Below are 17,612 nucleotides of genomic sequence, written 5' to 3' on the forward strand. Positions count from 1 at the left end.
GAGGAGGAGGAAGTCAACGCTCTCCCCTAGCCGAGAGCTCTTGGTCCAGCAGCGCGAGGAGCTCTCCCGCCGAGGCCGAACTGATCTGGTCGGCGAGGCCGGTCTCCGCGGCGCTCGCGGTCGAACGGACACCGGCCTGCAGGTCGCCCAGCAGCGTGGCGAGGGCGGTCCGCTCCTGCCCGGCCAGCGCCGGCAGGGCGTCCTGCAGCCGGGCGCCCAGCTCCTCGATCTCCCGGACCAGCGCGGCGGCCCCCGAGGCGGCCGGCGTGCCGGGGTCGGGGGTGAGGCCCGCGGCCAGGAACTGGGCCAGGGCGGCGGGGTTGGGGTGGTCGAAGACGAGCGTGGCGGGCAGCTTCAGACCGGTCACCGCGGCCAGCTTGTTGCGCAGTTCCAGGGCCGTCAGCGAGTCGATGCCGAGTTTCTTGAACGCCTCGGCGGGCGTGACCCGGTCGGTGTCGGCGTGCCCCAGGACGAGCGCGGTCTGCGCCCGTACGGCGTCCAGCAGCAGCGCCTGCGCCTCCTGGGCCGGCAGCGACCGCAGCCGCTCGGCCAGGGAGGCGGTGGCCGGCTGCCCGCCGGCCTCCCCGCCGTCCCGGGCGGGTGGCGGGGCGAGGGTGCGCAGCAGCGGGGAGACCATCTCGCCGGGCTGCGGGGTCAGGGCCGCCGGGTGCAGCCGCACCGGCACCAGCACCGGTGTGCTCTCGGGTGCGCGCAGCGCGGCGTCGAAGAGGGCGAGGCCTTCCTGCGACGTCAGCGGCTGCACGCCCTGGCGCTGCATGCGCACCACGTCCGCGTCGCTGAGGGCGGCGCTCATCTCGCTGCGCTCGGCCCAGAAGCCGAAGCACAGGGCGCGGGCGGGCAGTTGCTCGGCGCGGCGGGTCTCGGCGAGGTGGTTGAGGAAGGCGTTGGCGGCCGCGTAGTTGGCCTGGCCGGCGGTGCCCAGGACGCTCGCGACCGAGGAGAACAGCACGAACGCGGACAGCTTCAGCGGCCGGGTCAGCTCGTGCAGGTGCCAGGCGCCGTGCACCTTCGGCGCGAGGACGGCGTCCACCCGGTCCGGGGTGAGTGCGGCGACGACGCCGTCGTCGAGGACGCCGGCGCAGTGCACGACCGCCGTCAGCGGGTGCGCGGCCGGTACGGCGGCCAGCAGGTCGGCGACCTGCGCGCGGCGGGTGACGTCGCAGGCGACGATCTCGACGTGGGCGCCGGCCGCGGTCAGCTCCTCGCGCAGTGCGGCCGCCGCCGGGGCTTTCGCCCCGCGCCTGCTGCTCAGGACGAGGCTGCGCACGCCGTGCCGGGCGACGAGGTGGCGGGCCAGCAGGGCGCCCAGGCCGCTGGTGCCGCCGGTGATGAGGACCGAACCGGTGCCCAGCGCGCCGCCGGTGCCGGCGGCCGCGGCCGGGGCGGGGACCAGAGCGGGGGTGCTCACCGTGCCGGCCCTGATCTTCAGCTGGGCCTCGCCGGTGGCGGCCGCGGCCGCCAGCACCGCCTGCGAGGCGGGGTGGTGGTCGGTGTCCACCAGGGTGAAGCGGCCCGGGTTCTCGGTCTGCGCGGCCCGCACGAAGCCCCATACGGCGGCGGCCGCGGGGTCGGGGCGGGCCACCTGGCCGTCGGCGCACGCGTCCCGGGTCACGAGCACCAGGCGGGAGGCGGCGAACCGCGGCTGGGCGAGCCAGTCCTGCATCAGGCGCAGCACCTCGTGCAGGGTGTCCTCGACGGCGGCCGGCACCTCCCCCGCACCCGTGCCCGCGGTATCGGCGGGGGTGAGGGGGGCGAGGACGAGCGGGGGTATCTCCCCCGCAGACGCGGCGAGTTCGGCGAGATCGGCGAAGAGCGCCGCGCCCGGCCCCGCGGCCGTCCCGGGCGTGCCGGGCGTGCCGGGCGTGTCGGGGGCGGTGGTGAGGAGTGCGTACGGGGCGGCGGGCGGGCCGGCGGGGGGCGCCGGCTGCCAGTCCACCTCGAACAGCGCGTCCTGGTGGTCGAAGCTCAGCCCGGTCAGCTCCTCGGCGTCCGCGGGCCGCACGGCCAGCGCGGCGATGCCGCCCACCGGGGTGCCGTGCGGGTCGGCGAGGGTGATGCCCACGGTGTCCCCGCCCGCGGGGGCCAGGCGCACGCGCAGCGCGGCGGGCCGGGCGGCATCCAGGTGCAGGCCGGTGAAGCGGGCCGGCAGGGCGCCCTCGGCGCGGGTGAGGGCGGGCAGCAGCGCGGCGTGCAGGAGCGCGGGGTGGAGGCGGAAGCCGTGGTGGCCCGGGGCGTCGTCGGCGGGCAGGGCCACCTCGGCGTACAGCGTCTCGTCCTGGCGCCACAGCTGTTTCAGGCCGTGCAGCAGCGGGCCGTGGGTGAGGCCGAGGGCGGCCAGGCGGGTGCGGGTGTCCTCGGCGGGCACGGCGCTCGCGCCGGCCGGCGGCCAGGCGGTCAGCTCGTCCTGGCGGGCGGGTGTGCCGGTGGTGAGGGTGGCGGTGGCGTTGCAGGTCCACCCGGCGTCGCCCGCGCCGCGGGAGTGCACGCCGAGGGTGTGCTCGGCGTCGACCGTGACGCGCAGCTCGCGTTCGGCCGTGCGGGAGAGCACCAGCGGGGTGTGCAGGGTGAGTTCGCCGACCGTGTCGTGGCCGGTGCGGTGCGCGGCCCACACGGCGAGTTCGGCGAGCACGCCCGCCGGGACCAGGACGGCGCCGTGCACGACGTGGCCGGCCAGCCAGGGGTGGCGTTCGAGGGAGAGGCGGCCGCTGCCGGCCAGGCCGGGGTGGGCGCCCGCGGCGGGCAGGTCGAGGGCGGTGTCGAGCAGCGGGTGGTCGCAGCCGCCGGCGGCGCCGGTGGTCTCGGCGGGGGTGTTCAGCCAGTAGCGGCGGCGCTGGAAGGGGTAGGTGGGCAGGTCCACCCGGCGGCCGTCGGCGCCGTCGAACACGGTCTGCCAGGACACCGGGGCGCCGGCGACGAAGGCCTCGGCCGCCGACCGGTACAGCCGGGCCAGGCCGCCCTCGTCGCGGCGCAGCGAGCCCACCACGACGCCGGTGGCGCCGGGGGTGGCGTCGAACATCTCCTGGATGTTCATCACCAGCAGCGGGTGCGGGCCGAGTTCGACGACCGCGCTGTGCGGTTCGCGTTCGATCAGGCGGCTCATGGCGGCGGCGAACTGCACCGGCCGGCGCAGGTTCTGGAACCAGTAGGCGGTGTCGAGGGCGAGGGGGTCGATCAGGTCGCCGGTGACCGTGGAGTAGATCGCCACCGGGGTGGGCCTGGGGGTGATGGGGCCCAGTTCGCCGGTGAGGCGGTCCTCGAACCGGTCCATGAGCGGGGAGTGGCCCGGCACGCTGGACTTGATCAGCCGGGCGCGGGCGCCCTCGGCCTGGCAGGCGGCGACCAGTTCCTCGACCGCCGTGGTGGCGCCGGAGACCGTGGTGGAGGTGGCGCCGTTGACCGCGGCGATCCCGACCCGGTCCTCCTGGCCGGCGATGAGGTCGCGCACGCGCTGTTCGGGCAGCAGGATGCCGGCCATGCTGCCCTGCCCGGCGACCGTGGCCAGCAGCCGGGAGCGCAGGGCCACGATCTTTGCGGCGTCCTCCAGGCTGAGGGCGCCCGCGACGTGGGCGGCGGCGATCTCGCCCTGGGAGTGGCCGATCACCACGTCGGGGCGCACCCCCAGCGAGCGCCACACCTCGGCCAGCGCGACCATCACGGCCCACAGCACCGGCTGGACGACGTCGATGTCCTCCAGGTCCGCGGCCCGCGCTCCCCCGCACACGGTGTCGATCAGCGACCAGGACACCCACGGTTCGAGCGCCTTGGCGCAGGCTTCCAGCCGCTCGGCGAAGACCGGGGAGGTCTCCCACAACTCCCGTCCCATGGCGGCCCATTGGCCGCCCTGGCCGGGGAAGACGAACACGGTTTTGCCGACCGGCCGGGCAAGGCCGGAGACCGGGCCGGCCGGGCCCGGTTCCTGCCCGGCGGCGACGGCGGCGAGCTGGGCCAGGAGGCTTTCGCGGTCGGCGCCGATGACGACCTGGCGGTGCTCGAACAGGGAGCGCCGGGTCACCAGGGCCTGGCCCACGTCGGCGAGCGGCAGTTCGGGGTGTGCGGCCACCAGCCGGTGCAGCCGTGCGGCCTGCGCCGTCAGCGCCGGCGCGGAGCGGGCCGACAGCACCCACGGCAGCACCCGCCCGGCCCCGTCCGGCGCCGGCACGGCGGGCTCGGGCGCGTCCGCGGGGGTGTCGGCGGGGGTGTCGGCGGGGGTGTCGGCGGGCGTGTCCGCGGGCGTGTCGGGGGCCTGTTCGAGGATGAGGTGGGCGTTGGTGCCGCTGATGCCGAACGAGGAGATCCCGGCGCGCCGCGGCCGGCCCTCCGCCGTGGTCCACTCCCGGGCCTCGGTCAGCAGCTCGACGGCCCCGGATTCCCAGTCGACGTGCCGGGAGGGCCGGTCCACGTGCAGGGTGCGGGGCAGGATACCGTGCCGCATCGCCATGATCATCTTGATGATGCCGCCGACCCCGGCGGCGGCCTGGGTGTGGCCGATGTTCGACTTCAACGAGCCCAGCCACAACGGTGGTTGGTTCTCGCGGTGCTGTCCGTAGGTGGCCAGCAGGGCCTCCGCCTCCAGGGGGTCGCCGAGGCGGGTGCCGGTGCCGTGCGCCTCGACCGCGTCCACGTCGGTGCCGGTGAGGCCGGCGTCGGCGAGGGCGGCGGTGATGACCTGCTGCTGGGCCAGCGCGTTGGGGGCGGTCAGGCCGTTGGAGGCGCCGTCCTGGTTGATGGCCGAGCCGCGGATGACGGCCCAGATGCGGCGGTTGTTGCGGCGCGCGTCGGAGAGGCGCTCCAGCACCAGCACGCCCGCGCCCTCGGAGAAGCCGGTGCCGTCGGCGGCGTCCGCGAACGCCTTGCAGCGGCCGTCCGCCGACAGGCCGCGCTGGCGGGCCAGTTCCACGAACATGCCCGGGGTGGGCAGCGCGGACACGCCGCCGGCCAGGGCCAGCGTGCACTCCCCGCTCCGCAGCGAGCGGACGGCCTGGTGGACGGCGACCAGCGAGGCCGAGCAGGCGGTGTCGGTGGAGACGGCCGGGCCGTGCAGGCCCAGCACGTAGGCCACCCGGCCGGAGGCGACGCTGAGGTAGCTGCCGGTCAGGGCGAAGCCCTCGATCTCGCCGCCGGCGCCGCCGCCCATCCGGGGGCCGTAGTCGACGCCGTAGAGGCCGGTGAACACGCCGGTGGGGGTGGCGCGCAGGGCGGCCGGGTCGATGCCGGCCCGCTCCAGGGCCTCCCAGGAGGTCTCCAGCATCAGCCGCTGCTGCGGGTCCATGGCCAGCGCCTCGCGCGGGCTGATGCCGAAGAACGGCGCGTCGAAGTCGGGCAGTTCGGGCAGGAAGCCGCCGGTGCGGGTGTAGGTCCTGCCGTGCGCCTCGGGGTCGGGGTCGTACAGGCCGGTGATGTCCCAGCCGCGGTCGGTGGGGAAGTCGCCCATCGCGTCCACCTCGCCGGCGACCAGCGACCACAGCGCTTCGGGGGAGGTGGCGCCGCCGGGGAAGCGGCAGCCCACGCCCACGACGGCGACGGGTTCGCGGGCGGCCTCCTCCAGCGCGCGCACCCGCTCGCGCAGCTCCTGCGCGTCGCCGACGGCGCGGCGCAAGTAGGAACGGAGCTTGTCGACTTCCTCCACCGGGGGCCTCCCTCAACGGTCGGTTCGAACAACGGGTGCGCGGGCTGCGCGGGGTGCGCGTGCTGCGCGGAGTGGGGCTGCAGGGGCGGGCTAGACGTATCCGCGCTCGATCAGGGCGTAGAGGTCGTCGTCGCTGCCGCCGTCCGGGGCAGCCGCTTCGGCCGGCGCCGGCGGGGCGGGCGGGCCGGGCGGGGGTGGTGTCTGCGGGGTGAGCAGGGCGAGGACTCGGTCGGCGAGCTGCTGCGGGGTGGGGTAGGTGAAGGCGACGGTGGCCGGCAGCCGCACCGCGGTCGCCGCGCCCAGCCGGTTGCGCAGCTCCACCGCCATCGCGGAGTCGAAGCCCAGCGATTTGAAGGTCTGCGCCGCGCGCGCGACGAGGTCCGCCGCGCCGAGCGGCGTGCCCTTGCCGGCCAGCAGTGCCGCGGTCTCCGCGCAGACCAGGGTGAGGACCGCGGCCGGTGAACCGACGTCCACGGCCGGCGTGTCGGGCGTGGCGGCGGTGTCCGCGGCCGGGCCGGACTCGGCGGCGGTCAGCCAGTGGCGGCGGCGCTGGAAGGGGTAGGTGGGCAGGGGGATACGGGCCGGGCGGCCGGCGGGGAAGAGGGCCGGCCAGTCGGCGTGCACGCCGTGCACGTGCAGCGCGGCCAGGGAGGTGAGGACCTGGCCCAGGCCGCCGTCGTGCCGGGTGAGGGTGGCCACGACCGGGGGCGGGCTCGCCAGGGTGTCGGCAACCTCCTCCATCGCCACCTGCAGCACGGGGTGCGGGCTGACCTCGACGAACACGCCGCCGCGGGTGTGCATCAGGCGGTCGACGACCTCGCCGAAGCGGACCGTCGAGCGCAGGTTGCGGTACCAGTAGGCGGCGTCCAGGGTGCGGGTGTCGAGTGCGCCGGCGGTGACCGTGGAGTGGAACGCGATCGGCGTGCGGTGGGGGGTGATGTCCGCGGCGGCCTCGAGCACCTGCGCGCGGATGTCCTCGACCTGGTGGGAGTGGGAGGCGTAGTCGATCCTGACCCGGCGCACCCGCACCTGTTCGGCGGCGGCCAGGGCGGCGAACTCCTCCAGCGCGGTCAGGTCGCCGGAGACGACCACGGAGGCCGGCCCGTTGACCGCGCCCACCGACAGCCGGCCGCTGAAGGGAGCGAGGCGCTGCTCGACCCAGCGCAGGGGGGCGGCGACGGCGCTGAGGCCGCCCCGGCCCGCCAGGGCGGCCAGCGCCCGGCTGCGCAGGGCGACCACGCGTGCCGCGTCCTGCAGGGACAGGGCGCCCGCCGCGCACGCGGCGGCGATCTCTCCCTGCGAGTGGCCGACGACCGCGTCGGGCACCACGCCCAGGGAGTTCCACAGCCGGGCCAAGGACACCATCATCGCGAACAGGGCGGGCTGGACGACGGCGTCGCCGTCCTTGAGCGAGGGCGCCGACGGTGCGCCGCGCACCAGGTCGGTGAGCGACCAGTCCAGCCACGGTGCGAGCGCCCGGTCGCAGTCGTCGATGGCGCGGGCGAACACCGCCGACTGCGCGTACAGCCGGCGGCCCATGTCCTGCCACTGCGAGCCCTGGCCGGGGAAGACGAACACGACCGGGCCCGGCGCCGGGGCGGCGGTGGCGCGCAGGACGCGGGCCGTGCGGCCGCCGGCCGCCAGCACCTCCAGGCCGGCCAGGGCCTGGCCGCGGTCCTCGGCCAGGACCACCGCGCGGTGCTCGAAGGTCGTGCGGGTGGCCGCCAGCGCATGCCCGACGCCGGTCACCGGCAGCGCCGCGTCGCCGGCCACGGTCTCCCGCAGCCGTGCCGCCTGCGCGGCCAGGGCCGCCGGGGAGCGGGCCGAGAGCACCCACGGCACCAGCCCGGCGCTCTGCACCGGGCTCGACTCCCCCGCCGGGCCGGGCCGTTGGGCCGCCGGCCGCGGTGCGGGGGCCTGTTCGAGGACGACGTGGGCGTTGGTGCCGCCCATGCCGATCGAGGACACCCCGGCGCGCCGCGGCCGGCCGGGCGCGGCGGGCCAGGGGCGGGCGGTGGCCAGGACCTCGAAGTCGTCGTGGAAGCGGGGGATGGCGGGGTTGGGGGTGCGAAAGCCGGGGGTGGGCACGAGGTGGGCGCGCTCCACGCACAGGGCGGCCTTGACGAAGCCGGTGATGCCGGCGGCCGGTTCCAGGTGGCCGACGTTGGCCTTCACCGAGCCGAGGGTCAGCGTCCGGGTGCGGCCGGCCCGGGTGAACACCTCGCGCAGGCCGGCCGCTTCGGCCGGATCGCCCCGCCGGGTGCCGGTGCCGTGGGCCTCGACGTAGTCGACGGTGTCGAAGGCGATGTCCGCGCGGCGCAGGGCGGTCAGCACCGCGGCGGCCTGCCCGGTGGGGCTGGGGTCGGGCATCCGGGAGGACGCGCCGGCGCCGGCCACGCCCCAGCCGCGCACCACGGCGTAGATGTGGTCGCCGTCGGCGACGGCCTGGTCGAGGCGTTTGAGCAGGACGAACGCGCCGCCCTCGCCGCGGATGAAGCCGCCCGCGCGGGCGTCGAAGGGGTAGCAGCGGCCGTCCGGGGACAGGGCGCCGAGGTTGGCCAGGCCGGCGCCGGCCTCCGGGTCGGCGATCAGGTGCACGCCGCCGGCGAGCGCCATGTCGGTGGCGCCGGCGCGGATGCGGTCGCAGGCCAGTGCCAGCGAGACCAGGGAGGAGGACTGCCCGGAGTCCGTGCACAGGCTCATCCCCCGCACGTCGAGCAGGTGCGAGATGCGGTTGGCGATGAGGGCGCCGCTGGAGCCGAGGGCGGCGTAGTGGTCGTCCGTGTCGCTGCCGGTGCGCCGGCGCAGCTGGTCGTAGCCGGAGGGGGCGGCGCCGACCAGGACGTCGATGTCCCGGCCGGCCAGTGCGGGCGCGGGCAGGCCGGCGTCCTCGACGGCCTCCCAGGCCAGTTCCAGTCCCAGCCGCTGCACGGGGTCCATGGCGGCCGCCTCGCCGGCGGAGGTGTCGAAGAAGGCGGCGTCGAAGGCGTCGACGGCCTCGAAGAACGAGCCCGCGCCCAAGGTGGCGGCGTCCGGGTGGGACGGGTAGCGGGAGTGCGCGTCGGCCGCCCGCTGCCCGGGGAAGGTGGCGATGGTCGAGCCGCCGTCGAGCAGCAGCTGCCAGAACGCGGCCAGGCCGGGCACACCGGGAAAGCGGCACGACATGCCGATGACGGCGACGTCGGGGGTGGCGGTGCCACGCATGGGTGGTCCTTCCGGGGTGCGGGCGGGACGGTCGGGGGCGGGCGGCGGGGGCGGGGCGGTCGACAGGGGCGGCGGGGGCGGCGGGGGTCACAGCCGGCGGGTCAGCAGCTTCCGCAGCGCGTCGGGGGCGTCCATGAAGGCGTAGTGGCCGCCCTCGAGCACCCGGAACTCGACCGGGTCCGCGTAGTGGCGCCAGCCCTGCAGGTCGGCGAGGGTGACGTCGGTGTCGTCCTGCCAGTGCACGACGACGACGGGGCAGTCGACGCGGGCCGGTTCGGTGCGCCGGTAGGCGGCGGCCGCGGCGTGGTCGCGCTGCAGCACCAGGAGGCCGAGGTCGACCATGTCGGGGCGGGGTTCGATGCCCCGGCCGCGCACGAACGTCTCGATCTCGGCGCGCAGTTCGGGCTCGGTCAGGGTGAGCATCCGGTCGCGGGCGGCGTCGTGCGGGGCCCGCTGGCCGGAGACGACCAGGCATGCCGGGGCGGGCAGGTTCCGGGCGGCCAGGCGCAGCACGGTCTCGTAGGCGGGCAGGGCGCCCGCGCAGTGCGCGAAGAACGCGAACGGCCGGTCCAGCAGCGGCGCCAGGTGCTCGGCCAGCTCGTCGGCGAGGTGTTCGTAGCTGCCGTAGTGGGGGTGGCCCAGCCGGTTCTCGCGGCCGGGGAACTGCACCGGGCAGACCTCGACGCCGTCCAGGTCGGCGGGCCAGGCGCTGAAGGCGGACGCGCCGGAGCCGGCGAAGGGCAGGCAGAACAGCCGGGCGCGGGGGCCGGCGGCCGGCGGGCGCACCAGCCACGGCGAGAGGGTGGTGGGGCCGGTGGTCATGGCGTGGGCCGTTTCTGGACGGTGACGGGCAGGTGGGTCAGGCCGGCGATGAAGTAGGAGCGCAGGTGCTGCGGTTCGCCGGCGGGTTCGATCGAGGCGCACTGCCCGAGCAGTTCCTCGAAGAAGATCCGCAGGGTCATCCGGGCCAGCGGCGCCCCGATGCAGAAGTGCGGGCCGAACCCGAACGCGCCGTGCCGCTTGGCGCCGGCGCGGGTGATGTCGAAGGTGTGCGGGTCGGGGAACTGGGTGGCGTCCCGGTTGGCCGATCCGATCCAGGCGACGACCGCGCCGCCGGCCGGAACGGTGCCGCCGGCGATGTCGACGGCGTCGACGGCGTAGCGCATGAAGTTGCAGGCGGCCGAGGTCCAGCGCAGCCCCTCCTCGACCAGGTCGGGGATCAGGCTCGGGTCGGCCTGGGCCTTCGCGAACTGCTCGGGCCGCTCCATCAGGGCCTGCACGGTGCCCGAGACGGTGTGCGGGGTGGTGACGTTGGCGCCCAGCAGGATGCTGTAGCCGTCGAGGGCGATCTCCTCCTCGCTCAGCGGGGCACCGCCGGGGCGCACGCTCATCAGGTGGTGCAGCAGGCTGTCGTCCTCGCCGCCGCCGGCGCGGCGCGCGGTGGCCCAGTCGCGGACGTAGGTGAGCAGTTCGTGGTGGGAGATGGCCAGGGTGGCGTCCTCGTTGCCGACCAGGAAGTGCGGGTCGGACGGGGCGGTGACCATGGCGGTCAGCTGGACGAGTTCGGCCCAGTCCTTGGCCGGGATGCCCAGCAGCGGTCCGGTGACCATGGCGGGCAGCAGCAGCGCCTGCTCGGCCAGGTCGAACACCTCGCCCTCCAGGGCGGGTTCGAGGAAATGCCGGACGGTGGCGCGGATCGAGTCCTCCCAGGACCGCACGGCCCGGGCGGTGAGTCTGGCGTTCAGCGGCCGGCGCACCTCGGTGTGCCGGGGCGGGTCGGTGGAGGTCATCAGCACGCCCGCGGCGGCGTCGTCGGTGCCCAGGTGGGTGGGGACGGTGCCGCGTTCGGAGGTGAACTCGCGGTGGTCGCTGAGCACCCGGCGCACGTCCTCGTAGCGGGTCACCGACCAGAACTCCCGCCCGTCGGGCAGGACTTGGTGGTGCAGGGGGGCCTTGTCCCGCATCACGTCCCAGATCGGGTGCGGGTCGCCCGCGCCGTACAGGTCCAGGTCGAACAGGTCGACGCGGTCGAGGTCGACGTCGCGCGCGGGGCCCGGCGTCAGCCTCACGCGGCGGCCCTCCCCTGCTCGATCAGCTCGGCGACGCGGGTCGGGGTCTGCGCGAGGTAGAAGTCGCGCACGGACAGCTTCACGCCGTAGGTCTGCGCCACCCGCTCGATGATTTTGATCCCGGCCAGCGAATTGCCGCCGAGCGCGAAGAAGTCGTCGACCGGGCCGACGTCGGGGCCGCCGAGGCATTCCCCCCACAGCGCCGCGACTTCCTGTACGAGCGATGCCGGCGCGCCCGACGGCGCGGCCTGTCGTTTCGATTCCATCGCCAGCCCTTTTCCTTCCTTCATCGAGCGGGAATGCCCGCCCACGCCATGGGCCTTGCAGAGGTGCCGTCCCGCCGGGCGGGACATGTCCGGAGGGCGGCCGGCGGCCTTCAAGAAAGCAGCGGTGTGCCCGCCTCGGAAAGAACGCGTGGGAGTGCACAGTGCACCGGCAGGTGCGCGCGGCGGACGCGGCCGGATCGGCCGCCGGGCCGTCGAAAAGGCCGTGGCCATCGCGACGCCAACGTAGTTGGCCGGGGAAAGCCGCGGCAAGGGATGACCGCCGCACACACGCCGGCGGGCACCGGGCTGTCCCGCCGACAGGACAGCCCGGGCCGGCCGGACACCGCAGTATGGGCCGCGGCCGGCCGGATCGGCCGCGTCCGCCCGCGCTTTCCGACCGGGCGGCGGGCGCCCGGAGTTGTCTCATTGTCTTTCGCAACTCGGCGGAAATATGGTGACGTCGAGGAACGCCCGCAATCAGTTTTTTCCTCGGATCATCACGACAACCATCATGTGCTGGAGGGGGATTTCCGTGCTCAAGTCACAGCGGCTTGCGGTGCTGCCCATCGACTCCTACGACCTGGCGGACGAATTCGCCGTCCTGGACGGTCACGAGTACGACGGGAAATACGACGCCTTCACCTTCGGGTCGTGGTCGGCGCATGTGCTGGCCAACGGCAGCGGCGCGGAATCCGACACCTCCTTCCGCCCGCACGACGGCGGCCTGGCCCTGACCGAACTGGGCAAGCAGCTGCCGGGCATCATGTCCCTGGTGACCGCGCACTTCCCGCTGGAGCGGCTGCAGTGGGTGCGCGTCTTCCGCGCCCACGACGCGATCATCACCCCGCACGTGGACTTCCTCGAATGGGGCGAGGCCGGCACCCGGCTGCAGATCCCGCTGCGCACCAGCGAGGAGTCCCTGCTGTCCGAGAACGACACCGTCTACCACCTGCGCCGCGGCGAGGTGTGGCAGATCCACTCGACGGTGCCGCACTCCGCGCTGACCGCCGGAGAGGTCACCCGGCTCTCGCTGTGCCTGGACTTCGCCGGCGCCCAGGAGCCGGTCGCGATCCGCGGCGACGTGCCGGCCACCGCACCGGTCCACCTGGTCGAGCGGCCCGCGCCGACCGCGGCGGAGCTGGAGCACCTCATCGGCGGCACGGCCCTGACCCGGCGCAGCATGCGGGCGGACTTCCGCCGCTTCGCCGCGCTGCACTTCGCCCGGCACGCGCACGCCGCGGCCGCGTTCGACTGGTACGTGCAGGCCGCGCGGCGCACCGGCGACGACGCGATCGTCGCCAAGGCGGAGGCGTTCCGCACCTACTGCATCGACAAGCGCCTGGACGGCGAGGCCTTCGCCTGGTGAATCGCCCCCGGCCTCGCACGCCTGCGGCCCCGGAACCGGTACGGGTTCTGGGGCCGCGGCCATGCGGGCGGTGGGTGTCAGCGCTTGGCGGTGCCCGCCCGCAGCCGGTCGATCATGTGCCGGGTGGTGTCGATGGGGCTCTCCTCCACCAGCTCCCGGGTACGGGCCGGCAGCGCCGCGTTCAGCTGCGCCACCCGCGCGTCCCAGGCGTCCTGCCCGGCGAAGGAAACCGTCTCGCCCTCCTGGAAGGCGGGGAAGGGACGGTAGTTGTTCAGGCCGGTCGCGTCGGTGCCGCGCACCAGCAGCGGGTCGAGGTAGATGCCGTCGCTGTGGATGCGGGTGGTGGTGGAGATGTAGCCCATGTCCAGGCCGCAGCGCCGCTTGGCGGAGGTGTTGGGCTCCGAGCAGTGCAGCAGGTTGGGGTGGTGGATGGAGACATCACCCGGCTGCAGCTCGATGTCCACCACGCCGCGCTCCTCGGCCCACTCGCGCACCAGGTCCTCGTCGGAGGCGGAGAAGAGCATGTTGTCGGTGTCGGTGCGCACCGACGGCTTGTGCAGCGGCAGCACATGGCTGCCGGGGATCATCCGCAGGCAGCCGTTCTCGGTGGTGGACTCGTCCACCGCCAGCCACACCGTCAGCGCCTGCATGGGGCTCAGCGACCAGTAGGCGCCGTCCTGGTGCCACAGCACCGGCTGGCCGTCGTAGGGCGGCTTGCAGATGTAGTGGGCGGTGAAGCAGGCCAGGTCCGGGCCGAGGAAGAACTCCGCGATGTCCACCAGGCGGCGGTCGGAGACCAGCCGGGCCCAGAAGGCGTCGTTGCGGATCAGCGGGTGGTGGAAGTGCTCGGGGCGCAGGTCCGGATACTTGCGGGTCAGCCAGTCGACGTGGGCGCACACCTCCTCCAGGAGGTCTTGCGGCACGACGTTGCGGATGATGGAGAAACCCTGCTCGGCGTATTCCGCCGCGGCCTTCTCCAAAACCCCGTCGCCAAGTGTGGTCATGCGTCAGCTCCTTCTCAGGTGTCAGATACCGCCGGCTCGACGGGAAATGGCTCTCCTCCAGCGGCAACCGCGCGCACGGCCGTGCCGCTCGTCGAGTTCACTCCCGGAAATCCGGATATGGAGAGGTGGTCGAACCGGAATGTCCGTGCGGCCCCACCCGGGCCATGAGGTGACCGGCCGGGCGGCTCGCTTCGTGGTGTACGGATCGACGGCTCATGCCCTATCGCGATTCGACCGGGCCGGGTCAACTCCGGCCACGTCGCGGCAGCAAGCCCTGAGCTTTCTCGCCATTCCTCAGCAATCCCATGTTCTGTCCGCCGGGCAGGGGGTGTCAATGTCCGAAGACCCCGCGGGGAAGGGCACCGCGCGGGATTGCCGGCCGAAGGCCGATGTCCCGCCGACAGGACACCGGAAAAGTTCCGGCAGGACACCGGAAATCAGAGGTGACGGCACTGCGGCGGGCAGCTTCGCTCTTCCCGCCCCGCCGGGCCCAGTTCTATTCTGGAGAGCCCGCGATCGGGAATTCCATGGAGCACTGCCCGACATCAACGACACCAGCTCGAGGCTGAGTTGTCCGGCGGATGAGGATGACGTGACTATGCCCATACAACCGGGGCCGATGCGGCTGAGTGTCACCGATCTGCACGCCTCGGTCGACGATCCCGCACTCACCTCCATGACCTTGCTCAACGAACTCGCGGGACGGTATCCGGACGCGGTCTCGTTCTCGGCCGGCCGGCCGTTCGAGGGCTTCTACGACGTCGACGACCTCGCCCGGCATCTCGCGACGTTCCGCCGTCACCTCGAGCACGACAAGGGGCTGCCCGCGGAGCTGGTGCGGCGCACCTTCTTCCAGTACGGCCGCACCAAGGGGTTCATCCACGAACTCATCGCCCGCCAGCTGCAGATCGACGAGGGCCTCACGGTCGACCCGGAGAGCATCGTGGTCACCACCGGCTGCCAGGAGGCGATGGTGCTGCTGCTGCGCGCCCTGGTGCGCGACCGCCGCGACGTCGTGCTGGCCGCCACGCCCAACTACGTCGGCTTCATCGGCGCGGCCCGGGTGGCCGGCGCCCCGCTGCGCGGCGTCCGCGAGCACGACGGCGGCATCGACCTGGACGACCTCGCCCGGCAGATCCGGGCGGCCCGGCGCGAGGGGCTGCGCCCGCGGGCCTGCTACGTCGTGCCGGACTTCGCCAACCCCAGCGGCGCGAGCATGTCGCGCTCCGACCGCGTCGCCCTGCTGGAGCTGGCGGCGCGGGAGGAGATCCTCGTCATCGAGGACAACCCCTACTCCCTCTTCCACGCCGGCGGCGCCGCGCCGCCCACCCTCAAGGCGCTGGACGACCGCCACCAGGTCATCCACCTCGGCTCGTTCGCCAAGTCGGCGTTCGCCGGCTCCCGGGTGGGCTACATCATCGCCGACCAGCCCGTCACGGCGGCCGCGTCCGCCGCGGCGCCCAGCGTGCTGCTCGCCGACCACCTGGCCAAGCTCAAGAGCATGGTGACGCTGAACACCTCCACCGTCGCCCAGGCCGTCATCGGCGGCTACCTGCTGGAGCACGGCTGCAGCCTCCGGCGGGCCACCGCCCGCGAGGCCGCGGTCTACCGGCACAACCTCACCACCCTGCTGCAGCGGCTGCGGGCCGTGTTCGCGCCCGCGCCGGGCGCGGCGCCGGAGGTCTCCTGGAACACGCCGCAGGGCGGCATGTTCGTCGTCCTGACGCTGCCCTTCCCGGCCGACGACGCCCTGCTGGAGTACTCCGCCTCGCGGTTCGGCGTCCTGTGGACGCCGATGCACCACTTCTACGGCGGCACCGGCGGCTTCCACCAGGCCCGGCTGTCCTTCAGCGTGCTGACCCCGGAGCAGATCGCGCTGGGCGTGGACCGGCTGGGCAAGCTGGTCCAGGACCAGCGCGCCCGGCGCCCCGCCACCGCGGCCCACGCCTGACCCCTCTCCCCCGCCCCGGCCGACGGCCGGCGTAACGACGGCCCCCGAACCGCGCGGTGTTCGGGGGCCGTTGGCCGTCCGCCCGACGGCGCGGTGTACGACGGGCGCGGGCGTACGGGGACGTAGGGAGCCGCCCCGGCGGCGTGGCGCCGGGGCGGCTGGAAGGGGGAAGGGGGAAGGGGGAAGGGGGAAGGGGGAAGGGGGGCGACGGTGGCGGGGTCAGGCCCGCTTCTTGAAGGTGGAGACCGCCCAGACGTAGCCGACGACGGCGAAGCCGACGCACCAGGCCAGGGCGGCGGCCGCGTCGCCGCCGGAGGGGTGGCCCTGCAGCAGGCCGCGCAGGGTCTCGATGATCGGGGTGAAGGGCTGGTACTCGGCGAACTGCCGCACGCCGGCGCCCATGGTGTCCGCGGGCACGAACGCGCTGCTGAGGAACGGCAGCATGATCAGCGGGACGGTGCCCAGGCCGGCCGTCTCCACCGACTTCGCGGCCAGGCCCAGTGCGACGGTCAGCCAGCCGGCGCCGAAGCTGAGCAGGACGAGCAGGCCGATCGCGCCGAGCCAGTCCGCCGCGCTCGCGGACGGGTCGAAGCCCATCGCGAAGGCGACGCCGATCAGGGCGGCCTCGGCGACCAGGCAGCGCACCGTGGTGACCACGACGTGCCCGGTCAGCACCGAGCCGCGGGAGACGTCCATGGTCTTGAACCGGTTGATGATGCCCTTGGTCATGTCGTCGTTGACGGCCGTGGCGGTGGCGCCCAGGCCGTAGCTGACGGCCATCACCAGCAGGCCCGGGGTGGCGTAGTCGATGTAGGCGTCGCCGACGCTGAACGCGCCGCCGAACACCTTCACGAACATCAGCATGATCACGATGGGGAACAGCACCGCGTTGAAGACCGTGGTGGGGTTGCGCAGGGTGTGCTTGAGATTGCGGCGCAGCATGATCGAGGAGTCGGCCAGCGGGGTGGCGAGGGTGCTCATCGTGCGATCGCCTCCTTCGTGCGCTCGGCGCCCGCCTGCCCGGCCTGGTCGGACGAGGTGGCCGTACGGTCGGTCAGGGCGAGGAACACGTCGTCCAGGTCCGGCGTGTGCACGGAGAACTCCTGGGCGTTGAGGGTGTGTTCGTCGAGCCGGTCCAGCAGGGCGCGCAGCGAGCGGGACTGGCCGTCGCTGGGCACCCTCAGGGCCAGCTCCTCCTCGTCGCGGGTGGAGCCGGGCAGGAGCCGGGCGGCCGCGTCGAGTTCGGCCGGCTCGGCGAAGCGCAGCCGCACGTGGGTACCGGGGATCTGCCGCTTGAGCTCCTCGGCGGTGCCCTGGGCGACCAGCTTGCCCTGGTTGAGGACGGCGATCCGGTCGGCGAGCTGGTCGGCCTCCTCCAGGTACTGGGTGGTGAGGAAGATGGTGGTGCCCTCGGCGACCAGTTCGCGGACGATGCCCCACATGGTGCGCCGGCTGCGCGGGTCCAGGCCCGTGGTCGGCTCGTCGAGGAAGATGATCTGCGGGCTGCCGACCAGGGTCATCGCCAGGTCCAGCTTGCGGCGCATCCCGCCGGAGTAGGTGGCGGCCATCTTGTCCGCCGACTCCGCCAGGTCGAACCGCTCGAGCAGGCGCGTGACCACCTCGGCCCTCGCGGGCACGCGTTTCAGGTCCGCCACCAGCTGCAGGTTCTCCCGGCCCGACAGCAGATCGTCCACCGCGGCGAACTGGCCGGTCACGCCGATGGCCGCGCGGACGTCCTTGGTCGCGCTCGCCACGTCGTGTCCGGCGACGCGCGCCGTGCCGGCGTCGGCCGCCAGCAGCGTGGTCAGCACGTTCACCGTCGTGGTCTTGCCCGCCCCGTTGGGGCCGAGCAGGGAGAAGACCGATCCCGCGGCGACCTCGAAGTCGATGCCGTCGAGCACGACCTTGTCGCCATACGCCTTGCGCAGCCCTGAGACTGCAATCGCGGAACTCTTCATGCTGCCACTGTCCCCAGCCGGCCTGACGGCGGCCTGTCACGGCCCTGCCATGCCCCTCGAGACCCGCTGGAGGCGGCCCGTCGCGGCCGCCGCACGGCGTGGAGGGCGCCCGCGGCTGCGGACGCCCTCCGGTCAAGCCCCGCCCCG

9 protein-coding genes and 1 pseudogene are annotated in these 17,612 nt (G+C 74.4%); 2 read left to right on the forward strand and 8 right to left on the reverse strand.

Annotation, left to right across the window (positions count from 1 at the left end):
- Nucleotides 1-13: 13 nt before the first annotated feature.
- The 5 genes and pseudogenes from ACFU97_RS39265 to ACFU97_RS39285 all read right to left on the reverse strand — a co-directional run.
- Nucleotides 14-5,647, reverse strand: a pseudogene (locus tag ACFU97_RS39265) (SDR family NAD(P)-dependent oxidoreductase); the annotation flags it as partial.
- Nucleotides 5,648-5,737: 90 nt separating this feature from the next.
- A complete protein-coding gene (locus ACFU97_RS39270; protein WP_384266240.1) occupies nucleotides 5,738-8,851 on the reverse strand; it encodes a type I polyketide synthase in 3,114 nt (1,037 codons plus the stop codon).
- A gap of 87 nt (nucleotides 8,852-8,938) precedes the next feature.
- On the reverse strand, nucleotides 8,939-9,673 hold the full coding sequence (locus ACFU97_RS39275) for a thioesterase II family protein (protein WP_384266242.1): 735 nt from the start codon (nucleotides 9,671-9,673) through the stop codon (nucleotides 8,939-8,941).
- Nucleotides 9,670-10,920 carry a cytochrome P450 gene (locus tag ACFU97_RS39280; protein ID WP_384266244.1) on the reverse strand — a complete coding sequence of 417 codons (1,251 nt, stop codon included), beginning with the start codon at nucleotides 10,918-10,920 and terminating at the stop codon, nucleotides 9,670-9,672. Before ACFU97_RS39280 ends, ACFU97_RS39275 begins: the two co-directional genes overlap by 4 nt.
- Nucleotides 10,917-11,273: a phosphopantetheine-binding protein gene (locus ACFU97_RS39285; protein WP_384266247.1), complete on the reverse strand. Its 357-nt coding sequence runs from the start codon at nucleotides 11,271-11,273 to the stop codon at nucleotides 10,917-10,919. Before ACFU97_RS39285 ends, ACFU97_RS39280 begins: the two co-directional genes overlap by 4 nt.
- A 445-nt stretch (nucleotides 11,274-11,718) precedes the next feature.
- On the opposite strand from ACFU97_RS39285, the gene ACFU97_RS39290 reads away from it, so the two are divergent.
- A complete protein-coding gene (locus tag ACFU97_RS39290) occupies nucleotides 11,719-12,552 on the forward strand; it encodes a putative nonproteinogenic amino acid hydroxylase (RefSeq protein ID WP_384266248.1) in 834 nt (277 codons plus the stop codon).
- A gap of 77 nt (nucleotides 12,553-12,629) precedes the next feature.
- Here ACFU97_RS39290 and ACFU97_RS39295 read toward each other — a convergent pair whose 3' ends face one another.
- Nucleotides 12,630-13,556 (reverse strand): phytanoyl-CoA dioxygenase family protein, encoded by a 927-nt coding sequence (locus ACFU97_RS39295; RefSeq protein WP_384266250.1) that lies wholly within the window; start codon nucleotides 13,554-13,556, stop codon nucleotides 12,630-12,632.
- A gap of 598 nt (nucleotides 13,557-14,154) precedes the next feature.
- On the opposite strand from ACFU97_RS39295, the gene ACFU97_RS39300 reads away from it, so the two are divergent.
- Nucleotides 14,155-15,507 (forward strand): PLP-dependent aminotransferase family protein, encoded by a 1,353-nt coding sequence (locus ACFU97_RS39300; RefSeq protein WP_384266253.1) that lies wholly within the window; start codon nucleotides 14,155-14,157, stop codon nucleotides 15,505-15,507.
- Nucleotides 15,508-15,726: 219 nt separating this feature from the next.
- Here ACFU97_RS39300 and ACFU97_RS39305 read toward each other — a convergent pair whose 3' ends face one another.
- A complete protein-coding gene (locus tag ACFU97_RS39305; RefSeq protein WP_384266255.1) occupies nucleotides 15,727-16,488 on the reverse strand; it encodes an ABC transporter permease in 762 nt (253 codons plus the stop codon).
- Nucleotides 16,485-17,465, reverse strand: a complete 981-nt coding sequence (locus ACFU97_RS39310) for an ATP-binding cassette domain-containing protein (RefSeq protein WP_384266256.1) — start codon at nucleotides 17,463-17,465, stop codon at nucleotides 16,485-16,487. The genes ACFU97_RS39305 and ACFU97_RS39310 overlap by 4 nt, the downstream gene beginning before the upstream one ends.
- Nucleotides 17,466-17,612: the final 147 nt, after the last annotated feature.

This window comes from Streptomyces sp. NPDC057616, assembly GCF_042800575.1.
GTDB lineage: Bacteria > Actinomycetota > Actinomycetes > Streptomycetales > Streptomycetaceae > Streptomyces.

Coding starts and splice junctions, on each gene's coding strand:
- ACFU97_RS39295 (WP_384266250.1), bottom strand. CDS start 13,556: ATGACCACACTTGGCGACGGGGTTTTGGAGAAGGCCGCGGCGGAATAC.
- ACFU97_RS39300 (WP_384266253.1), top strand. CDS start 14,155: ATGCCCATACAACCGGGGCCGATGCGGCTGAGTGTCACCGATCTGCAC.
- ACFU97_RS39310 (WP_384266256.1), bottom strand. CDS start 17,465: ATGAAGAGTTCCGCGATTGCAGTCTCAGGGCTGCGCAAGGCGTATGGC.
- ACFU97_RS39305 (WP_384266255.1), bottom strand. CDS start 16,488: ATGAGCACCCTCGCCACCCCGCTGGCCGACTCCTCGATCATGCTGCGC.
- ACFU97_RS39270 (WP_384266240.1), bottom strand. CDS start 8,851: ATGCGTGGCACCGCCACCCCCGACGTCGCCGTCATCGGCATGTCGTGC.
- ACFU97_RS39275 (WP_384266242.1), bottom strand. CDS start 9,673: ATGACCACCGGCCCCACCACCCTCTCGCCGTGGCTGGTGCGCCCGCCG.
- ACFU97_RS39285 (WP_384266247.1), bottom strand. CDS start 11,273: ATGTCCCGCCCGGCGGGACGGCACCTCTGCAAGGCCCATGGCGTGGGC.